The following is an 18,106-nucleotide window of genomic DNA, read 5'->3' on the forward strand; positions in this document are numbered from 1 at the left end:
TTACCAGAACACGATGTTGAGGATGATGACCATGACGAGGCCGACGCCCGCGAGCTTGGTCGGCTGCTGGTACCACGCGAGCACACCTTCGTTCTCGTCGTGGAAGTCCGACCTCGGCGTGAGCGAGTAGACCAGCCCTCTAAGCTCGGACTCCGGCTTCGGCCGGGTCATCAAGGTGACCACGACGCTGACCACGATGTCGGTCACGAACGCCGCACCGGCCGCCACGAAGCTTGCGCCCTGGCCGCTGAGCGAGATCAGGTTCAGCGACATCGGCCCGAGCACGTCGGTGCCGATCACGCCGACCACGATGGCGGCGAGCGTGCCGCTGACCAGCCCCACCCAGGCAGCGGTCGGCGACATCCGCTTCCAGAACATGCCGAGGATGAAGGTGGCGAACAGCGGGGCGTTGAAGAACCCGAACAGCGTCTGCAGGTAGTCCATGATGTTCTGGTAGTTCCTGGCGATCAGCGCGGTCCCGATCGCGACCACCGTGGCTCCGACCGTGGCCACCCGCCCGATGCGCAGGTAGTAGTCGTCGTCGCGGTCCTTGACCACGTAGGTCTGCCACAGGTCGTAGGAGAAGACCGTGTTGAACGCCGAGATGTTGGCCGCCATACCGGCCATGAACGAGGCCAGCAGACCCGCGATCGCGATGCCCAGCATCCCGTTGGGCAGCAGGTCGCGGATCAGGTAGAGCAGCGAGTTGTTGTAGTCAAAGTTCGGGTCCCCCGACGCCTTGGCGTTGGCCACCTCGGAGGCGACGACCGCGGCGATCATGCCCGGGAAGATCACGATGAACGGGATGAACATCTTCGGGAAGGCGCCGATGATCGGCGCGCGCTGGGCCGCGGAGATCGAGCTCGAGGCCATCGCGCGCTGGACCTCGACGAAGTTGGTCGTCCAGTAGCCGAACGAGAGCACGAACCCGAGACCGAAGACGAGACCGATCACCGACAGCAGCGGGCTGTCGATGCCGGTGAGGTTCGTCCCCGGCCAGGAGGACAGCTGCGCGGTCCCGTCGCCGGCGGCGATGATCTTCTCCTTCAGCCCGCCGTACCAGCCCACCTTGTGCAGCCCCACCAGGGTGAGCGGCAGCAGCGCCGCGACGATCACGAAGAACTGCAGCACCTCGTTGTAGATCGCCGCGGAGAGGCCACCGAGGGTGATGTAGGACAGGACGACGATCGCTGCGACGACCAGTGAGAGGTAGAGGTTCCAGCCGAGCAGGATGTTCACGATCTTCGCCAGCAGGAACAGGTTGATGCCCGCGATGAGCAGCTGCGCGGTCGCGAAGCTCAGCGCGTTCACCAGGTGCGCCCCGGTGCCGAACCGCTTGCGCATGTACTCCGGGACCGAGCGCACCTTCGAGCCGTAGTAGAACGGCATCATCACGACGCCGAGGAACAGCATCGCCGGGACGGCACCGATCCAGAAGTAGTGCACCGTCGGGATGCCGAACTGGGCCCCGTTCGCGGACATGCCCATGATCTCGACCGCGCCGAGGTTGGCGGAGATGAACGCCAGCCCTGTGACCCAGGCGGGCAGCGAGCGGCCCGAGAGGAAGAAGTCGATGCTCGAGGAGACCGAGCGCTTCGCCATGACGCCGATGCCGATCACGAACGCGAAGTAGAGCGCGACGATCAGGTAGTCGATCCAGTTCGCGTCCAGCCGGAGCTGTGCGTCTGCTGCCAGTACCATCGAGCCTCCCGGAGATCGGACGTCGGATCCAACCCGACTACAGCACGTTACCTTCCCGATCGCCGTGGGCTCGCCCGCCATGAAGCACTTCTCGTCCTGGAGGAAAACATGTCCTGGTTGGTGACCGGAGGTGCCGGCTACATCGGCGCGCACGTGGTGCGGTCGTTCCAGGAAGTCGGCATCGACGTCGTCGTCGTCGACGACCTCTCCAGCGGCCACCGTGAGTTCGTCGCCCCCGACGTGCCCTTCGTCGACGGCAGCATCGTGGACACCGCGCTGATGGAGCAGACCATGCGCGAGCACGCCGTCGAGGGCGTGGTCCACCTCGCCGGGTTCAAGTACGCCGGCGTCTCGGTCGATCGGCCGCTGCACACCTACACCCAGAACGTGACCGGCACCGTGAACCTGCTCGAGGCCATGGAGCGCACCGGGGTGCAGTCGATGGTGTTCTCCTCCAGCGCCGCCACCTTCGGGACCCCCGACACCGACCTGGTCACCGAGCAGACGCCCACGCACCCGGAGTCGCCGTACGGCGAGACCAAGCTCATCGGCGAGTGGGTGATCCGCGACCAGGCCCGCGCCACCGGCCTGCGGCACACCTCCCTGCGCTACTTCAACGTGGTCGGCTCGGGCAGCGACGACCTCTACGACACCAGCCCGCACAACCTGTTCCCGATCGTCTTCGACATGCTGCTCGCGGGGAAGACGCCGCGGATCAACGGCGACGACTACGACACCCCCGACGGGACCTGCGTGCGTGACTACGTCCACGTCAGCGACCTCGCCGCAGCCCACGTGGTGGCCGCGCGGCGACTGGCGGCCGGGGACGACCTCGACCCGGTCTACAACCTCGGCAGCGGGACGGGCTCCTCGGTGCGCGAGATCATGGACGCGATCGCCGCGGTGACCGGGATCGACTTCACGCCCGAGATCGGCCCCCGCCGACCCGGGGACCCCGACCGGATCGTGGCCACCGGCGAGGCGGCGGCACGCGACCTGGACTGGGCCAACCGGCACCCGCTGGAGGAGATGGTCCGCAGCGCCTGGAGGGCCCGCAGCTCGCACTGAGCGGCGACCTCCGGCACGACGGGCGCGCGACCAGCGCATGAGCGGGTCCGGAACGGGCATGATCTGCCCATGACTTCCCACAGCCCGATCACCGACCTGTTCTCACTCGACGGCAAGGTCGCCGTCGTCACCGGGGCCTCCTCCGGCCTCGGAGTGGCCTTCGCCCAGGCCTTCGCGGAGGCCGGCGCCAACGTCGCGCTCGGCGCCCGGCGGGTGGACCGGCTCGGAGCGACCGCCGACCTCGTCGAGGCGGCCGGCCGTAGCGCCGTCAGCGTCGCGACCGACGTCTCCTCCCCCGAGTCGTGTGCCGCGCTGGTCGAGGCGGCGATGCAGGAGTTCGGCCGCGTCGACGTACTGATCAACAACGCCGGCATCGGCACCGCGGTCCCGGCCACCCGGGAGACGCCCGAGGAGTTCCGGCAGGTGATCGACGTCAACCTCAACGGCTGCTACTGGATGGCGCAGTCGTGCGGACGGGTGATGGAGCCCGGCTCCTCGATCATCAACATCTCCTCGGTCCTCGGCATCACCACCGCCGGGCTCCCCCAGGCGGCGTACGCCGCGTCCAAGGCCGGCCTGATCGGGCTGACCCGCGACCTCGCCCAGCAGTGGACCGGCCGCAAGGGGATCCGGGTCAACGCCATCGCACCGGGCTTCTTCACCTCGGAGATGACCGACTCCTACCCCGAGGGCTACCTCGAGAGCCAGCAGTCCCGCATCCCGGTGGGGCGCAAGGGCGACCCGCGCGAGCTCGCGGCCACCGCGGTGTTCCTCGCCTCGGACGCGGCGGGCTACATCACCGGCCAGACGCTGGCGGTCGACGGGGGCATGACGATCACCTGACCTGCGCCTTTGCGTCCCAGTGGCGCTCACCACTGCGGTGGAAGACTCTGAAACATGAGCCAGCAGCGAAGCGCCAGGTTTCCCACGTCGGCACTCAGCCTGGAGTTCCCGATGTCCCTCGGGGTCTACGAGCACTACGCGAAGGCCCAGGAGGCGGTCGACTTCCTCGCCGACCACGAGTTCCCCGTGGAGAACTGCATGATCGTCGGCACCGACCTCAAGCAGGTCGAACGCGTCACCGGGCGGCTCACCACCGGCAAGGTGGCCCTGGGTGGCCTCGCCTCGGGCATCTGGATGGGCCTGTTCGTGGGCCTGGTGGTCTCGCTGTTCAGCACGGCCAGCACCGCGCTGGCGATCATCTTGTCCACGGTGCTCTTCGGTGCGCTGTTCGGGCTCGTCTTCGCCCTGGTGGGGTACGCCGTGAGCCGCGGTGCCCGCGACTTCACCTCCGTGTCCCAGGTCGTCGCGACCCGCTACGAGGTCCTCGTCGAGCACAAGTTCGCCGACCAGGGACGCCAGCTGCTCGCCACCATGCCGGGCGCGACGCAGCAGGCCTGAACGACTCCTGACAGGGCTTCCTGTCAGATCCCCTAGGGTGCTGCCATGCAGCAGCCCTCAATCACGATCATCGGCGCCGGTTTCGGCGGTCTCGGCGCGGCCGTCGAGCTCACCCGAGCCGGCTACACCGACGTCACCATCCTCGAGAAGGCCGCCGGTGTGGGCGGCGTGTGGCGGGAGAACAGCTACCCCAACGCCGCGTGCGACGTCCCGTCCTCGCTCTACTCCTGGTCGTTCGCCCCGAACCCGCGCTGGCCGCACCGGTACTCCCGGCAGGACGAGATCCTCGCCTACATCGAGCGCACCGCCGCCGAGCTGGGAGTCCTCGAGCTCGTGCGCACCGGCGTGGAGGTCACCGCCGCGGCGTACGACGAGTCCACCACCTCCTGGCACCTCACCACCGCCGCCGGCGAGCACCTGGAGACCGACGTGCTGGTCACCGCGACCGGGCAGCTGTCCCGGCCCGCGATCCCGCCGCTGCCCGGCATCGACACCTTCACCGGTCCCTCGTTCCACTCCGCCGAGTGGCGCCACGAAGTCGACCTGCGCGACCAGCGCATCGCGGTGCTCGGCACCGGCGCCAGCGCGATCCAGTTCGTCCCCGGCATCCAGCCCGACGCCGGGCACGTCACCGTCTTCCAGCGGTCGGCCCCCTACGTGGTGCCGAAGCTGGACCGGGAGTACACCTCGCTGCATCGCTGGCTGTTCAAGAGGTTCCCGCGCACGCAGGCGTTCGGCCGCCAGCTGACCTGGGTGATCACGGAGCGGTTCAACAAGGCGCTCCTCGAGGACGACTGGCTGAAGAAGGCCGTGAAGCTGTACTGGCGGGCACAACTACACCTCCAGGTCCGCGACCCCGAGCTGCGCGCCAAGCTGGTGCCCGACTACGAGTTCGGCTGCAAGCGGGTGCTGTTCTCCAACGCGTGGTACCCCGCGCTCGCGGCCCCCAACGTCGACGTCGTCAACGAGCCTGTCCTCGAGGTCCTCCCCGAGGGCGTGCGCAGCGCCGACGGCCAGGTGCACGAGGTCGACGTGATCATCTACGGCACCGGCTTCGCGGCCACCGACTTCCTCGCCCCGATCACGGTCACCGGCCTCGACGGCGCGGACCTGCACGAACGGTGGGCGAAGGGCGCGCACGCCTACCTCGGGATGTGCGTGCCGGACTTCCCGAACCTGTTCGTGGTCTACGGCCCGAACACGAACCTCGGCGGCAGCTCGATCATCAACATGCTCGAGGCCGCCTCGGGGGCCATCGTCAGGCTGCTGCAGCACACGGAGGCGAAGGGGGCCAGCTCGATCGTCGTACGCCGCGAGGCCGAGGACCGGTTCGACGAGGAGATCCAGCAGCGCCTGGGCGACAGCGTCTGGGCCAGCTGCGACAACTGGTACCGGGACGGCGGCCGGATCAGCACGAACTGGCCGGGCCTCGTGGTGGAGTACCAGCGTCGCTGCGCGGAGATCGATGTGGATGACTTTGTGACGACCTGAGATGGTGGGTGGTCCGGGAGATCTGCATCACCTAGGTGTGACGCAAGCGGTCCACGGGGTAATGGACCAGCACTCACCATCATGGAGGTACGACGCATGCGCCTTCCCCAGGAACGGGGACCCATCAGCCGGCACGTCATCGAGACGCTGACGATCGCGCGCGAGCAGACCACGCTTGCGCTCGGCCCCGGCCCGATCATGACCGACGAGGACGCCCAGCTCGCGCTGTGGATCATCTACGAGCTCCACTACCGGGGCTTCGAGGGTGTCGCCGACGACCGCGAGTGGGACCTCGGGCTGCTCTCGCTGCGCCTCGACCTCGAGCGGCGCTTCGAGCGCGAGCTGCGCGAGGCGACCCGCGAGACGGTGCAGGCCGTGCCCACCGACGGTGACCTCGGGGCGCTGCTGCTGGCCCTCGTGGCCGCCGACGACGGTCCCGCCGCCGCCGCGTACATGCAGCGCAAGGCCACCCGCGAGCAGCTGGTGGACTACCTGCGCGAGCGCAGCGTGCAGCAGCTCAAGGAGTCCGACGCCCAGTCCTTCGTCCTCCCCCGGCTGGCCGGCGCCGCCAAGGCCGCGCTGGCCGAGCTCCAGTACGACGAGTACGGCGGTGGCCGCGCCGAGCGGCTGCACGCGACGCTGTACGCCGACGCGCTCGAGGCAGCCGGTCTCGACCGGACCTACGGCGCCTACATCAACGACATCTCGGCGCTGAGCCTCGCCTGCACGAACCTGATGACGATGTTCGGGCTCAACCGTCGCCTGCGGGGCGCGGCGATGGGGCACCTGGCCGCGTTCGAGGCGTCGAGCTCGGTGCCGTGCCGCAAGATCGCCGGCGGGCTCGAACGCGTCGAGCTGCCGGACGCCGTGGCGGTGTACTTCCACGAGCACGTCGAGGCGGACGCGGTGCACGAGCACGTGGCCGCGCACGACATCTGCGGCTCGATGGTGGCCGAGGACCCCACGCTGCGCGAGGACATCCTGTTCGGCGCCGCAGCGTGCCTCTACGTCGACGGTGCGGCCGCCGGCGAGCTGCTCGACCGCTGGACCGCCGAAGTAGGGGTGCCGGCATGAACGGCGACGTCTCCGTGCGGCTGTGCCCGGGCGGGCCGCTGCTGGTCCGCGGCGCCGACACGGTGAGCGACGACGACGGTGTCGAGCACGAGGTCACCCGTCCTGTCGTGGCCGTGTGCGCCTGCGGCAAGTCGAACCGCAAGCCGTGGTGCGACAGCACGCACAAGTCCATCCCGGCATGACCGAGACGATGGACTTCGGCGGTCTCACGATCGCGTTCGACGACCGCGTCCTGCGTCCCCGGACCTGGACCGCTCAGCAGTCGCTGTGGGCCGCAGAGCTGCTGCCGGACCTGCCGGCAGGCGATGTCCTCGAGCTGTGCTCGGGGGCCGGGCAGATCGGGCTCCTGGCCGTGGCGGAGTCACGCCGGCGACTGGTGTGCGTGGACGTGAACCCGGTCGCGGCCGAGCTCACCGTGGCCAACGCGAAGGCCGCAGGGATCAGCGAGCGCCTGGAGATGCGTCATGGACCCATCGAGGAGGTGCTCTCCCCCGGCGAGAGCTTCCCGCTGATCATCGCCGACCCACCGTGGGTGCCCCGGGCCGAGACGCAGCGCTTCCCCGAGGACCCACTGCTGGCCATCGACGGCGGGGACGACGGGCTCAGCGTGGTCCGGGTGTGCCTCGCGGCGATCGTGGAGCACCTCGCCCCCGGAGGCGTCGCGCTGCTCCAGCTCGGACCGCGCGAGCAGGCCGCCGCGGTCGCCCAGCACCTCGAGGGCACCCGTCTGGTGGCGGGCGAGGTGCGCGAGTTCGGCGAGCGCGGCGTACTGCTGCGCCTCGACCCCCGGGACTGAGCGGCGCTCGGCACCGGACAGCTCAGTCGGCGCCGAGCACCTCCTCGAGGAGGCTCAGGCACTGCGAGGTGGTCTGCTCGAGCACCTCGTCGGGCTTCCCCTCGAGGGAGAGCTCACGCACGTCCACCCCGTCGACGGTGGCCACCGCGACGATCACGGTGCCGGCCGGCTTGCCCTCGCTCGGGTCGGGACCGCCGACGCCGGTGCAGGAGACCGCGACATCGGCCATGAGCAGCTCTCGCGCACCACGGGCCATCTGCTCGGCGCACTCGCGAGTGACCACCGGACCCTCCGGGACACCGAGGACATCGAACTTGATCGGCTCCTGGTAGGCCACGATGCCGCCCCCGAACCACTCGGCCGCGTTCGGGCCCGCCCCCAGCGTCGCCGCGACATTGCCGCTCGTCAGCGACTCCGAGGTCACCACGCGCACCTTCCTCGCTGCTGCGAGATCGGCGATGCGCTCGATGCGGTCAGGGTCGATGCTCATGGGGCACGCTCCACTCGGTTGGGGGTCAGGGAAGAGAGGGGTCGGGACTCCGACGCCGTCAGACCTTCTACCCATTGCGGCGACGACCCTCACACCCCGAGCTCCGTGCGTGGTGTGACTCACTGTGCCGATTCACCCGTTGGGGCTGGTTCTCCGGGCCACCGACCCGCCCGCCCAGTCCTGGCGCCTTCCGCTACGGCGTCGGCGACGTCGCGGAAGGCCGCCAGGACGCGGCGGACTGCGAGGCGTTCGGCGCGGTCGGGGCGCATCAGGGCGTAGATGTGGCGGGCGGCGAGGACGCCGACAAGGGGGCGGAGGACGACGGGACCGGAGGGAGTCGTGAACCGCGGGAGTACGGCGACCCGGCGGCTGTCCGCGACCAGCGCCTCGATCAACCGGTTGTCGCGCAGCCGCAGGCCCACCGCGACGGGGCGGCCGACCGACTCCTCGACCGCGAGCCGGACCGCGTCGAAGGGGAACCCGATCGGCACCCCGATCCACTCCTCGTCGGCGAGGTCCGCGGCGGTGAGCACGTCCCGGGCGGCCAGCGGATGGCCCGCGGCGAGCGCGACGTCCAGCGGCTCGCGGACCAGCAGCGATGCGCCGGTCGGCAGGGCCCGCGAGGTGCTGTGCCCCACGACGAGGTCGTGGTCGGCTGCGAGGGCCGGGTAGGCGTCCTCGGAGAGGTCCACGTCGCGGCAGTCCAGCTCGATCGGCAGCCCCGCGAGAGCTCGGTAGACCCCCGGCAGGAGGAAGGTTGCCGCGCTCGGCAGGGCGGCCACGCTCACCGTCCCCGCGGGCTGGCCGTGGAACTCGTCCCAGCGGGCCTGCACGCGTTCCAGGGCCGCGGAGACCTCGCCGCCACCCGCGGCCAGGAGCCGCCCGGCATCGGTCAGCCGGATCCCCCGACCTGCCGGCTCGACCAGCGGCGTGCCCAGCTGCCGCTCGGCGGTCTTCAGCTGCTGCGAGACCGCCGAGGGGGTGCGGTGCGTGGCTCGTGCCACGGCGGTGATCGACCCGCGCTCCGCCAACTCTCGCAGCAGCGTGAGGTGACGAACGTCCATGTAGGCAACCTACAAGATCTTGGTAGCAGTATTCGCTGGTGCTTAATGCTCAGACGCACCACGATGGGACTGTGCCCGTGACCCATCGCCTGCTCGCAGCCTCGGTCGCCGTGATGTGGGGACTCAACTTCCTGGCCATCGACGCGTCGCTGCAGCAGTTCCCACCGATCTTCCTGGTCGCCCTCAGGTTCGGGCTGATCGCCATCCCCACCCTCCTCCTGGTCCCGCGGCCCGACGTGCCGCTGCGCTGGCTGGTCGGGTACGGCGTCGGCTTCGGGATCCTGCAGTTCCTCTTCCTCTACCTCGGCATGGATGCCGGGATGCCGCCCGGCCTGGCGTCACTGGTCCTGCAGTCCTCGGCCCCGTTCACGGTGCTGCTGGGGGCCACCGTGTTCCGCGACCGGGTCACCGGACGGCAGCTCGCCGGGCTGCTGCTCGCGTGCGGGGGCATGACGGTCGTGGGGTGGGCCCAGACCGGGACCGCCACCCTGGTGCCGTTCCTGCTCGTGGTGGCCGGCGGGTTCGGGTGGGCGATCGGCAACGTCTGCGCCGCCCGAGCCAAGGCCGCCAAGCCGCTGCACCTGGTGCTGTGGATGTCGGTGGTGCCGCCCGCCCCGATGCTCGCGGTCGCCCTGGCGATCGAAGGGCCAGAGCGGGTGGGCCGGTCCCTGACCGGCTGGAACGACTCGACCGCCCTGCTGGCCCTGGTGGGACTCGCCTACACGATCCTGGTCGGCACCCTGCTGGGCTCCGGGATCTGGAGCTGGCTGATGGCGCGCCACCCGGCCGGGATGGTCGCACCGTTCTCGATGCTGGTGCCGGTCGTGGGGATGAGCACCGCGTGGCTGCTGCTCGGCGAAGCCAGAAGCCTCCCGGAGATCGCCGGCGCCGTCGCCGTGGTGGGCGGGGTCGCGCTGGGCAGCACCCGGTTCGGCTCCCGGGGCGGGTCGCCTCAGCCCCTGGCCGCACCTCGCCGCAGCCTCGCGTTGGCCCGCTCGAGGCGGCGCACCTCCTCCTCCAGCGCCAGCACGCGCGAGATGCCGGCCAGGTTGAGCCCCTCGGCCAGGAGGTCCCGGATCCGGGCCAGCTGATCGAGGTCCTCGTTGCTGTAGAGCCGGGTCCCTCCCGGCGTACGTTCCGGTTCAACCAGGCCGTGGCGTTCGTAGACCCGCAGGTTCTGCACCTGCATGGAGAGCATCTGTGCCGCGACCGAGATGGCATAGACGCCCGTCGTGCGATCCGCCATCGGCTCCTCCAAAAAAGTTCGTAGGTGGGGCTTGACCGTAGCCGTGCTGCTGAGTATATAAAACCTATAACTCTCAATACAGATTCCGGGTTCCGGCCACCAGCCGTCGAGCCCGACGAGATGACCAGGAGGACACCATGCTGCTGCGCAACACCGACCCGTTCCGTGACTTCGACCGGCTCACCCAGCAGCTGCTGGGGACCACGAACCGGCCCATGGTGATGCCGATGGACGCCTGGCGCGAGGGCGATCGCTTCGTGATCGAGTTCGACCTCCCCGGCGTCCGCCCCGAGAGCATCGACCTCGACGTCGAGCGCAACGTGCTCACGGTGAGCGCCGAGCGCGTGGCCCGCAACGGGGACTGGGAGATGCTCGCCTCGGAGCGTCCGCGAGGCCGGTTCAGCCGCCAGCTCGTGCTCGGGGACAACCTCGACCTCGACCACATCGAGGCCGGCTACAAGGACGGCGTCGTACGCCTCGTGGTGCCGGTCGCGGAGAAGGCCAAGCCCCGCAAGATCCACATCCAGCAGGCACCCGAGCAGGAGACGACCGCGATCAACTCCTGACCGGATCCTCACAGGGCCACCGCGCCGGTGGTGGCCCCGGTGGAAGGTGATCCCACCGATCGGTGACCAACCTGGCCACGGAAAGCAGCAAGGCTCCTCTCGCGTTCGGCGAGAGGAGCCTTGTTTCTTGATACAGGGTGGAGCTGAGGGGATTCGAACCCCTGACCCCTTGAACCAGTTGGGCCAGGGTCCGTGACTTCGAAATCCCTCGACTCTTCGCCGAGAAAACACGCTGACCTGGGCAGATGCCGTGAGTCGCTTGCTGTACTTGCTCCACCGTACCCCTGGAATTGGATCCGTCTGGGGCTGTCTCGGCGTTCTTCGCGACCGCAAAGTGTCCAATTGATGTCCAGTGCCAAACGCGAGCACCCCCCGCTGCCACTCGGCAGAACCCTGTCCACCTCCACCGCTTGCATGTGCCCCAGCAGCCTGCCCGGGAAACCAGACCAACGCCCTTCAGGCCACATCACGTAACCCGTACCGCACCTCCATTTGCGATGCCCTGTCCCCACCAGCCGTTAGGTTGCAGCAAAGGACGACCGATTGCTCTCGCGGGGCAAGAAAGAACGCTCCGAAGCACGAGGGAGGAGGCCGCATGAACGGGACCGGCACAGATCCGGATGAAGGTGTCGATGCACTGCCCGACGGAGGCCCACGACGTGACCTGTTCCGCTACGTCACTTCGGAGAACGCCGCGGAGTACCTCGCGCTCAGGCGCCTGTTCACCGGCACCCTGCTCGCCGACCTGTCCGATCTTTGACGCGACCATCGGCCACCCAGCCTTGTACGAGGCTCTCGACAGCTACTCGATGGATCTCACCCGAGTCGCGGACGCGCTGGTGGTGGCCCAGCAGCGGTGAGCTGGAGGAGCCCGTCGAGGAGCGCCTTGAACTAGTCGGCGGACATCTTCTGGTGATGAACGAGGTCCGACTCGATGAGGAGTGGAGGGGATTTGGTCTCGGCGCTCTGCTCGCCGGCGAAGCGCTGGTCGCCTTGAGCCGTGGCCCCAGCTCGCAGCCACGGTGCCCGGGGCACTACCGGATCCCCCGGGCCATGACGGTCCTCCGAAGACGGCGCTCGAGGTGCGCCAGGCCTTTTCCGCTCAAGGCGCCGAGTGGTCCCGACGAACCGCATACTCTGCGGCTGTCTCCGCGCTCCAAGGCGGCACCGACGACGACGCCTCCATCCTGAATGCTGACGGCTCTGAGGTTCGAGTCGTCGCAGCCGAACCGGGCGCCAACTAGAGCCACTTCAGTTGGGCGTCACCGGCAGGAGCGATGATCGCCCGGTGTGCTGTTGAGCCGCTGCGAAAGGTGCGTTCATGCCTACCTCTGGTCTGGAGCTCCTCGGAACGTCATGTTCGCCAGGTCGCCCGAAGATGCTGAGGATCTCAGCAGGCTCAGCGCCGGTGCTGCCGAACAAGTGCGGGACCGTGGTCTCGAAGGCAGCGACCTCACCGGGGCCGAGCACCACGTCTTGGTCGCCGAGGATGAACCGCATGTGACCAGACAGGACGAAGATCCACTCCGTGGCCGTCGTGCGCGCGGGGCTCAGGGGTGGCCTTGCCGGTCGGAATGACTATCTTCCACGCCTGCATGCCGTCGGGCTGCCGGGTCAGCGGGATGACCGTCCGACCCTTCACGAGCCCGGGTTTCAGCCGCAGCCGAGGGTCGCCTTCCTCTGGCTATGCGGCTCGCTGCCTCGCCGACGCTCAGGCGGGAGGACTTCGCCATCTCCACCAGAGTCCTGTAGGCAGCTGTGGCAGCACATCGGCGCTCCTTGCAGATCATCTCGACCGCCACGCTGATCTCGCTCCTCGGAGAAGCGCGCGTGGGGCGCTGTGCGGTGGTGTTGGTGGGCTGCATTGGCTTCTCGGCCATGGCGATCTCCCTCGGGACTGTCGCCTCGTCACTAGGACCGCGATCTGTAGCCAGGCCCGGTCCCTGGTGCTCCCCAGGGATCGACTGCTTGGTCCAGTCGGGGAGGTTCTCCTGAACGTAACCCCGACCCCCGGTACTGGCGAGGGACGCCAGGTGACAATCGAATAACTGCCCGGTCCGGTCTGCCGGGGCATGTCGCCAGTACGACCATATGTCGGACTGGGTACTGGTGCCCAACACATGTGGGGGACAGGATCGCGATCGTCTCCCGGGCGGACCCGAGACTGCACGGGGACGGGTTGCCCGCCGTCGAGCCATGGCGGCGGGCAGTCACCCTACCTGGCAATTGGCCCATGACCGCCGGGGACACTGGACGTGTGCCCGAGCCCCGCATCTACTCCCCCGCCGAGCGCCCCGACGTCGAGGTCCTCGTTGACGACCACTGGTACGCCGGCGAGCTCCACGCCTGGTGGCCCACCGTGACCGGCGACTGGGAAGCCACCTGCAGCTGGAACACCGGCCCTGGCCAGCAGTACCGCGGCCGACTCCCCGCCGACCGTGTTCGGGCTGCCTAGCGTTTTAGGAGCTCAGCCGCTTGGCTGCATTGCTGCGAGCTTGCGGTCGCTGTTCTCCAGTGCCCGGCCTGCCTTGGCCCAGCCGGCCTGGGCCTCGTCGTTGGATGCACCCTCACTGAAGTCGCAGTTGTAGTCGTCGATGCAGTCCCCCCACGCGTTCAGCACCTTGTTGTAGGAGTTGAGCGCGTTCTCCAGCGCTACGGCAACGTTGATGCACCCCGCGCCGGCGCCGTCGAGCTTCGGGACCCAGCGTCATAGGCGACCTGGACATCGCCCAGCCGGTCTCCGTAGTCGGCGTAGCTCAAGCCGACGTCGAGGCGGGAATCGATCTGTGCCAGGGAGTCACGGAGGGGCTTGGTCACGGCGACGCACTTGTTGTAGACCGCGAGCTTGGCCGCCTTGTCGGCCGCGGCCTTCTTGGCGTCAGCAGCCTTCTGGGCTGCGGCCGCTTGGCGGTCCTTCTCCGCCTGCCGCTCGGCCTCGCTGGGGCCCCCGGCAGCCCGCAAGCAGTGTTACCGCGAGGGCAGCGGCGGGGATGCAGGCGAGTCTCATGCTTCGGGAGCGTAGGGACTGCCTTGGCTCGCGGCCAGAGGGCTGCTCATCCCCTGGGCAAGCCGGCCCTTCGGTCCGAGCGCCCTGCCCAACGCAACCGGTCGTCGGCGTGCTGTACACCGCCCCAGGTCGGACACATGGATGCTCCGAGACTCACGCGCTCACCTGCCGCCAGGGTACGACCGACGTGCGCGTACGGCCCGGTTGTGCAGTGGCCCATCCACCGATCGGTGGAGGGGCGAATCAACCTCGATCCAGCCGCCGCGGTCGATGTGACTGGCTGCCGCGCGCCCCTAACGTCGCTGCATGCTCGCATTGGATGTACGGAACCTGCACAAACGCTATGGGTCGCACGTGGCTGTCGATGACGTTTCCTTCACCGTTGAGGAGGGGGAGATCTTCGGGATCATCGGCCCTAACGGAGCCGGCAAGACGACGACGGTCGAGAGCATCGCGGGCCTGCGAACGCCGGACTCGGGCTCGATCTCCGTGCTGGGACTCGATCCGATCAAGGACCGGGCACAGGTGCGTGAGCTGCTCGGCGTGCAGCTGCAGGAGAGCAGCTTCCCCGACGCGATCAAGGTCGCCGAGGCGCTCGAGCTCTACAGCTCCTTCTACCGGGACCCCGCCGATTGGCGCGAGCTCATGGAGCTGCTGGGTCTCACCACGAAGCGCAGCACGCAGTACAAGGCTCTCTCCGGCGGACAGAAGCAGCGGCTCTCGATCGCTCTCGCCCTGGTCGGCAACCCGAGGGTCGCGATTCTCGACGAGCTCACAACGGGACTGGACCCGCAGGCGAGACGCGAGACCTGGAGCCTCATCGAGCGCGTACGTGACACGGGCGTCACGATCCTCCTGGTCACGCACTTCATGGATGAAGCCGAGCGACTCAGCGACCGGATCGCCGTCATCGACGGGGGCCGGGTCGCTGCCGTGAACACGCCGGCCGAGCTGATCGCGCAGGCGAGCACAGCGCAGCAGGTCCGCTTCCGCCTAAGTCAGCCGCTGGACAGACGAGTCCTGACCGCGCTGTCCGACGTGACCGACGTCGAGATCACCGACGGGCGCTGGCTGGTCACCGGGACGGGACAGGTTCTTAGCAGCGTCGTCGGGGCACTGGCCCGGAAGCACGTCGTGGCGCAGGATCTCCGCGTCGACCAGCGCAGCCTCGATGACGCCTTCGTGGCCCTGACGGGACGCACCCCGGAATCTCCGGCACCGCACGAGGGGAGCGTAGGCTGATGCGTGCTCTTCTGAAGATCGAGTCGAAGCTCTTCCTCCGTGACTCCGCCACCGTCGTCTTCGGGGTGCTGTTCCCCTCCGCGCTCCTGCTCGGACTGGGTGCCGTCCCGGCGCTCAGGGAGACGTCCCCGGATACCGGCGGGCTCCGGTCCATCGACATTTGGGCACCGACTGCCCTGGTCTTCGGGATGGTGATGGTCGCCGTGCAGCACGTCCCGGCAGTGGTCGCGACCTATCGTGAGCGCGGCATCCTGCGCAGGCTGTCGACCACGCCCACACATCCGCGCAGCGTGCTGCTCGCGCAGATGATCGTCGCGTTCGCCTCCGTGGTCGTCTCCGCGGCACTGATGATCTTCCTCGCGTGGGCCGTGCTCGACATCGCGCCGCCCGAGCGGCCCCTGAGGTTCGTCGTCGCCTTCGTCGTGGGCTATGCGGCCCTGCTCGCACTCGGCCTGATCGCCGCGGCCGTGGTCCGCACGGCCAGCGCCGCGAACCAGGTCGGCACTCTGCTGTTCGTGGCACTGATGTTCTTCGGAGGCGCCTTCCTTCCCCGGGCCGTGATGCCTGACGTGCTTCGGCAGGTCGGCGAGTTCATCCCGCCGGGACTCCAGGCCCTCACCGCGGCGTGGTCCGCCGAAGCGGGTCAGATCACGGCGACCTCCGACGGGCAGCCCTTCTGGCTGCAGATCGCCATAATGGCCGCTATCGCGGCGACCGCGAGCGCGATCGCTGCGAAGCTGTTCCGCTGGGAGTAGGGGGTCGATGATGCGAGAAGTTGGGGCCGGAGAGCGCGACAGCGCTCGGCCGCACGACTCCTCGCTCGTGGAGGAGGTGGCGAACGCCCATCGCTCCCGGCTGGCCTGGAAGAAGGACCAGCTGCGGATCTGGGACCATCTGCAGCTCGTCACCCCGTGGCTGCTGCTGACGATCTCGACGGCGATCTACTTCTCCTGGATGCTGCCGGCCTCCGGGGAGCGGTTCTGGACCGCGGGCGCGTCCGTGCTCGGGCTGGTGGGGGTCTCGGTGCTGTGGATCCTGTTCGGGCACACCCTGCCCCTCCGCAGGAGGACGCTGCGGCCGGTGCCAGCGGGGGTCTACTTCGTGGGACTCCTGGCACTGTGCGCCATCCTCATGACGTACTCGGAGATCTTCCTCGTCTTCGCCGTCGCGGGCTTCTTCCACGCCTACCTGCTCACTCCGTGGCCGTTGGGGGTGCTCGGAGTCCTGGCGACATCTGTTGCTCTGAACGGCTCAGCGATGCGCGTGTGGGACCACCCGACGCCGGCGCTGTTCGCGGAGTTCATCCTGATCGTCACCGTGCAGACCGCGGCGATCGGGGTGGGTATTCTGCTGACGGCGCGCAGCGAGCCGGAGGAGCGCAAGCGGGAGGAGCTCGTCGAGCGACTCGAGGCGGCACTTCACGAGAACGCCGGGCTCCATGCCCACCTGGTCTCCCAAGCCCGTGAGTCCGGGGTGCAGGACGAGCGGCAACGACTGGCCCGCGAGATCCACGACACGCTTGCCCAGGGTCTCGCCGGCATCATCACGCAGCTCCAGGCAGCCGAACGCTCCGCGCGCCTGGATGGCGTGACGGAGGAGCACGTGGCGCGTGCCCTTCGGCTCGCGCGGAGCAGTCTCGCCGAGGCCAGGCGGTCCGTACAGGCACTCGCTCCCCAGGAGCTCGGGCGAGCGCACCTCCCCGATGCCTTGCGCACGCTGACCCAGCGCTGGGCGGATGAACACGCGATCGATGCTCAGGTGGAGGTGACTGGCACCAGAGAGCCCATGAGCCCGGCTATCGAGGTATCCCTCTTCCGGGTCGTGCAGGAGTCGCTGACCAACGTGGCGAAGCATGCTGAGGCCTCACGCGTCGTTGTCACGCTGTCGTACACGGGCGCCGAGGTGCTGCTGGACGTACGCGATGATGGACGCGGGTTCGTGGAGGCGGTCGGCCCCGGGTTCGGCCTGACTAGCATGCGCCAGCGCATCAGAGGGGTCGGCGGCCACGTGGAGGTGCAGAGCGCACCCGGTGAAGGGACGTCCGTGAGTGCGCGCGTCCCGCTGCTCTCCCCCGGGGGCACCAGAACGAAGGAGGAAGCGGAGCGATGATTCGACTGGTCATTGTCGACGACCATCCGATCGTGAGGGGCGGTCTCCGCGACACGTTCACCGACGCCGAGGACATCGTCGTGGTCGGTGAGGCCGGGGACGGCGCCGACGGCGTCACACGTGCATTGTCACTGGCCGCCGATGTGGTGCTCATGGATCTACGGATGCCCGGGATGGACGGCGTCGCCGCGACCGCGGCGCTGCGCGAGAGGGCCCCGAATGTCAACGTGCTGATCCTGACCACCTTCGACAGCGAGAGCGACGTGCTGCCGGCGATCGAGGCGGGCGCGACCGGATATCTCCTCAAGGATGCCCTGCCCGACGAGCTGATGCGGGCCGTCCGTGCAGCCGCCCGCGGCGAATCGGTGCTTGCGCCGTCGGTGACGCAGCACCTGATGGGGCAGGTTCGCAGGCCCGGCGCAGGCACCCTGACCGACCGGGAGAAGCAGGTGCTGCAACTGGTCGCGAACGGCAACTCGAATCGAGAGGCCGCGGCAGCGCTGTTCATCGGCGAAGCGAGCATCAAGACCCACCTGCAGCACATCTACGACAAGCTCGGCGTCCGCGATCGCGCCTCCGCGGTCGCTGAGGGCTACCGCCGACGCCTGCTCACGTGACATCCGCGCCGACCCTCACCGCATTGCAGCACCCGTGGCGAACGGCAGCGGGACCAGAGCGGACAGTCGAGACCCACCAGGCCTTGCCTGGGACTCCTGGTCAAGGGCCAGTGGCCGCGTTCAGGAGCGCGGTGCTGGCCTAGATGTGATGACCAGTCACGTTGGTCGAGAAAGTGCGATGAGTCGAACTGACTCGTAGACGGGTGAAGACCTCCCGATGTGGAGTGGAGCTGT

General features: G+C 68.8%; 21 protein-coding genes and 1 pseudogene. 15 read left to right on the forward strand and 7 right to left on the reverse strand.

Annotated elements, in window-relative coordinates; translation table 11 throughout:
• Entirely contained in the window at window positions 1-1,701 is a 1,701-nt protein-coding gene (locus AC4BGB_RS04580; protein ID WP_490545137.1) for a sodium:solute symporter family protein, read from the reverse strand.
• Between the two features lie 108 nt (window positions 1,702-1,809).
• On the opposite strand from AC4BGB_RS04580, the gene galE reads away from it, so the two are divergent.
• The 7 genes from galE (at window position 1,810) to AC4BGB_RS04615 (ending at window position 7,531) form a co-directional block, all read left to right on the forward strand.
• Window positions 1,810-2,769, forward strand: a complete 960-nt coding sequence (gene galE / locus AC4BGB_RS04585; protein ID WP_490545139.1) for a UDP-glucose 4-epimerase GalE — start codon at window positions 1,810-1,812, stop codon at window positions 2,767-2,769.
• Window positions 2,770-2,838: 69 nt separating this feature from the next.
• Window positions 2,839-3,612: an SDR family NAD(P)-dependent oxidoreductase gene (locus AC4BGB_RS04590; RefSeq protein ID WP_490545141.1), complete on the forward strand. Its 774-nt coding sequence runs from the start codon at window positions 2,839-2,841 to the stop codon at window positions 3,610-3,612.
• A 54-nt stretch (window positions 3,613-3,666) separates the two neighbouring features.
• On the forward strand, window positions 3,667-4,170 hold the full coding sequence (locus AC4BGB_RS04595; protein ID WP_490545143.1) for a YflT domain-containing protein: 504 nt from the start codon (window positions 3,667-3,669) through the stop codon (window positions 4,168-4,170).
• Window positions 4,171-4,215: 45 nt separating this feature from the next.
• Window positions 4,216-5,661 carry a flavin-containing monooxygenase gene (locus AC4BGB_RS04600; RefSeq protein ID WP_490545145.1) on the forward strand — a complete coding sequence of 482 codons (1,446 nt, stop codon included), beginning with the start codon at window positions 4,216-4,218 and terminating at the stop codon, window positions 5,659-5,661.
• Window positions 5,662-5,757: 96 nt separating this feature from the next.
• Complete coding sequence (locus AC4BGB_RS04605) at window positions 5,758-6,735, forward strand: iron-containing redox enzyme family protein (RefSeq protein WP_490545147.1); 978 nt, start codon at window positions 5,758-5,760, stop codon at window positions 6,733-6,735.
• Complete coding sequence (locus AC4BGB_RS04610; RefSeq protein WP_490545149.1) at window positions 6,732-6,917, forward strand: CDGSH iron-sulfur domain-containing protein; 186 nt, start codon at window positions 6,732-6,734, stop codon at window positions 6,915-6,917. Before AC4BGB_RS04605 ends, AC4BGB_RS04610 begins: the two co-directional genes overlap by 4 nt.
• Window positions 6,914-7,531 (forward strand): methyltransferase, encoded by a 618-nt coding sequence (locus AC4BGB_RS04615; protein WP_490545151.1) that lies wholly within the window; start codon window positions 6,914-6,916, stop codon window positions 7,529-7,531. Before AC4BGB_RS04610 ends, AC4BGB_RS04615 begins: the two co-directional genes overlap by 4 nt.
• 22 nt (window positions 7,532-7,553) lie before the next feature.
• Here the strand turns inward: AC4BGB_RS04615 and AC4BGB_RS04620 are convergent, their stop codons facing one another.
• Both AC4BGB_RS04620 and AC4BGB_RS04625 read right to left on the reverse strand, forming a co-directional pair.
• Window positions 7,554-8,021 carry a CinA family protein gene (locus AC4BGB_RS04620; protein ID WP_490545153.1) on the reverse strand — a complete coding sequence of 156 codons (468 nt, stop codon included), beginning with the start codon at window positions 8,019-8,021 and terminating at the stop codon, window positions 7,554-7,556.
• A 119-nt stretch (window positions 8,022-8,140) separates the two neighbouring features.
• The gene (locus AC4BGB_RS04625) at window positions 8,141-9,085 is read right to left on the reverse strand and encodes a LysR family transcriptional regulator (protein ID WP_490545155.1); all 945 of its coding nucleotides are present in this window, start codon (window positions 9,083-9,085) and stop codon (window positions 8,141-8,143) included.
• Between the two features lie 77 nt (window positions 9,086-9,162).
• Here AC4BGB_RS04625 and AC4BGB_RS04630 point away from each other — a divergent pair, with 77 nt between their 5' ends.
• Window positions 9,163-10,176 (forward strand): EamA family transporter, encoded by a 1,014-nt coding sequence (locus tag AC4BGB_RS04630; RefSeq protein ID WP_490546786.1) that lies wholly within the window; start codon window positions 9,163-9,165, stop codon window positions 10,174-10,176.
• Here the strand turns inward: AC4BGB_RS04630 and AC4BGB_RS04635 are convergent.
• Window positions 10,167-10,331, reverse strand: a pseudogene (locus AC4BGB_RS04635) (MerR family transcriptional regulator); the annotation flags it as partial. The gene AC4BGB_RS04630 and the pseudogene AC4BGB_RS04635 overlap by 10 nt on opposite strands.
• A 137-nt stretch (window positions 10,332-10,468) precedes the next feature.
• On the opposite strand from AC4BGB_RS04635, the gene AC4BGB_RS04640 reads away from it, so the two are divergent.
• Window positions 10,469-10,897 carry an Hsp20/alpha crystallin family protein gene (locus tag AC4BGB_RS04640; protein ID WP_490545156.1) on the forward strand — a complete coding sequence of 143 codons (429 nt, stop codon included), beginning with the start codon at window positions 10,469-10,471 and terminating at the stop codon, window positions 10,895-10,897.
• 595 nt (window positions 10,898-11,492) lie between these two features.
• Complete coding sequence (locus AC4BGB_RS04645; protein WP_490545158.1) at window positions 11,493-11,657, forward strand: hypothetical protein; 165 nt, start codon at window positions 11,493-11,495, stop codon at window positions 11,655-11,657.
• A 491-nt stretch (window positions 11,658-12,148) separates the two neighbouring features.
• Here the strand turns inward: AC4BGB_RS04645 and AC4BGB_RS04650 are convergent, their stop codons facing one another.
• The gene (locus tag AC4BGB_RS04650) at window positions 12,149-12,397 is read right to left on the reverse strand and encodes a cupin domain-containing protein (protein ID WP_490545160.1); all 249 of its coding nucleotides are present in this window, start codon (window positions 12,395-12,397) and stop codon (window positions 12,149-12,151) included.
• 757 nt (window positions 12,398-13,154) lie between these two features.
• Here AC4BGB_RS04650 and AC4BGB_RS04655 point away from each other — a divergent pair.
• Window positions 13,155-13,352 carry a hypothetical protein gene (locus AC4BGB_RS04655; protein WP_490545162.1) on the forward strand — a complete coding sequence of 66 codons (198 nt, stop codon included), beginning with the start codon at window positions 13,155-13,157 and terminating at the stop codon, window positions 13,350-13,352.
• A 12-nt stretch (window positions 13,353-13,364) separates the two neighbouring features.
• Here AC4BGB_RS04655 and AC4BGB_RS04660 read toward each other — a convergent pair whose 3' ends face one another.
• Window positions 13,365-13,517, reverse strand: coding sequence for a hypothetical protein (locus AC4BGB_RS04660; RefSeq protein WP_490545164.1), 153 nt, complete (start codon window positions 13,515-13,517; stop codon window positions 13,365-13,367).
• Window positions 13,518-13,549: 32 nt separating this feature from the next.
• On the reverse strand, window positions 13,550-13,858 hold the full coding sequence (locus AC4BGB_RS04665; RefSeq protein WP_490545166.1) for a hypothetical protein: 309 nt from the start codon (window positions 13,856-13,858) through the stop codon (window positions 13,550-13,552).
• 400 nt (window positions 13,859-14,258) lie between these two features.
• On the opposite strand from AC4BGB_RS04665, the gene AC4BGB_RS04670 reads away from it, so the two are divergent.
• Genes AC4BGB_RS04670 through AC4BGB_RS04685 form a run of 4 tightly spaced genes read left to right on the forward strand, consistent with a single transcriptional unit; the run spans window position 14,259 to window position 17,872 of the window.
• Window positions 14,259-15,146, forward strand: coding sequence for an ABC transporter ATP-binding protein (locus AC4BGB_RS04670; protein ID WP_490545168.1), 888 nt, complete (start codon window positions 14,259-14,261; stop codon window positions 15,144-15,146).
• Window positions 15,146-15,901: an ABC transporter permease gene (locus AC4BGB_RS04675; protein WP_490545169.1), complete on the forward strand. Its 756-nt coding sequence runs from the start codon at window positions 15,146-15,148 to the stop codon at window positions 15,899-15,901. The genes AC4BGB_RS04670 and AC4BGB_RS04675 overlap by 1 nt, the downstream gene beginning before the upstream one ends.
• 10 nt (window positions 15,902-15,911) lie before the next feature.
• The gene (locus AC4BGB_RS04680) at window positions 15,912-17,255 is read left to right on the forward strand and encodes a sensor histidine kinase (RefSeq protein ID WP_490545170.1); all 1,344 of its coding nucleotides are present in this window, start codon (window positions 15,912-15,914) and stop codon (window positions 17,253-17,255) included.
• Window positions 17,252-17,872 carry a response regulator gene (locus AC4BGB_RS04685; protein ID WP_490545171.1) on the forward strand — a complete coding sequence of 207 codons (621 nt, stop codon included), beginning with the start codon at window positions 17,252-17,254 and terminating at the stop codon, window positions 17,870-17,872. Before AC4BGB_RS04680 ends, AC4BGB_RS04685 begins: the two co-directional genes overlap by 4 nt.
• Window positions 17,873-18,106: the final 234 nt, after the last annotated feature.

The sequence above is a fragment of the Nocardioides sp. Z30_9 genome (assembly GCF_058215735.1).

Bases quoted from the DNA above. Each gene is read 5' to 3' on its own strand.
- galE (WP_490545139.1), top strand. From the start codon at position 1,810: ATGTCCTGGTTGGTGACCGGAGGTGCCGGCTACATCGGCGCGCACGTG.
- AC4BGB_RS04680 (WP_490545170.1), top strand. From the start codon at position 15,912: ATGCGAGAAGTTGGGGCCGGAGAGCGCGACAGCGCTCGGCCGCACGAC.
- AC4BGB_RS04650 (WP_490545160.1), bottom strand. From the start codon at position 12,397: ATGCGGTTCATCCTCGGCGACCAAGACGTGGTGCTCGGCCCCGGTGAG.
- AC4BGB_RS04580 (WP_490545137.1), bottom strand. From the start codon at position 1,701: ATGGTACTGGCAGCAGACGCACAGCTCCGGCTGGACGCGAACTGGATC.
- AC4BGB_RS04615 (WP_490545151.1), top strand. From the start codon at position 6,914: ATGACCGAGACGATGGACTTCGGCGGTCTCACGATCGCGTTCGACGAC.
- AC4BGB_RS04600 (WP_490545145.1), top strand. From the start codon at position 4,216: ATGCAGCAGCCCTCAATCACGATCATCGGCGCCGGTTTCGGCGGTCTC.
- AC4BGB_RS04640 (WP_490545156.1), top strand. From the start codon at position 10,469: ATGCTGCTGCGCAACACCGACCCGTTCCGTGACTTCGACCGGCTCACC.
- AC4BGB_RS04605 (WP_490545147.1), top strand. From the start codon at position 5,758: ATGCGCCTTCCCCAGGAACGGGGACCCATCAGCCGGCACGTCATCGAG.
- AC4BGB_RS04620 (WP_490545153.1), bottom strand. From the start codon at position 8,021: ATGAGCATCGACCCTGACCGCATCGAGCGCATCGCCGATCTCGCAGCA.
- AC4BGB_RS04685 (WP_490545171.1), top strand. From the start codon at position 17,252: ATGATTCGACTGGTCATTGTCGACGACCATCCGATCGTGAGGGGCGGT.
- AC4BGB_RS04625 (WP_490545155.1), bottom strand. From the start codon at position 9,085: ATGGACGTTCGTCACCTCACGCTGCTGCGAGAGTTGGCGGAGCGCGGG.
- AC4BGB_RS04595 (WP_490545143.1), top strand. From the start codon at position 3,667: ATGAGCCAGCAGCGAAGCGCCAGGTTTCCCACGTCGGCACTCAGCCTG.
- AC4BGB_RS04610 (WP_490545149.1), top strand. From the start codon at position 6,732: ATGAACGGCGACGTCTCCGTGCGGCTGTGCCCGGGCGGGCCGCTGCTG.
- AC4BGB_RS04645 (WP_490545158.1), top strand. From the start codon at position 11,493: ATGAACGGGACCGGCACAGATCCGGATGAAGGTGTCGATGCACTGCCC.
- AC4BGB_RS04675 (WP_490545169.1), top strand. From the start codon at position 15,146: ATGCGTGCTCTTCTGAAGATCGAGTCGAAGCTCTTCCTCCGTGACTCC.
- AC4BGB_RS04590 (WP_490545141.1), top strand. From the start codon at position 2,839: ATGACTTCCCACAGCCCGATCACCGACCTGTTCTCACTCGACGGCAAG.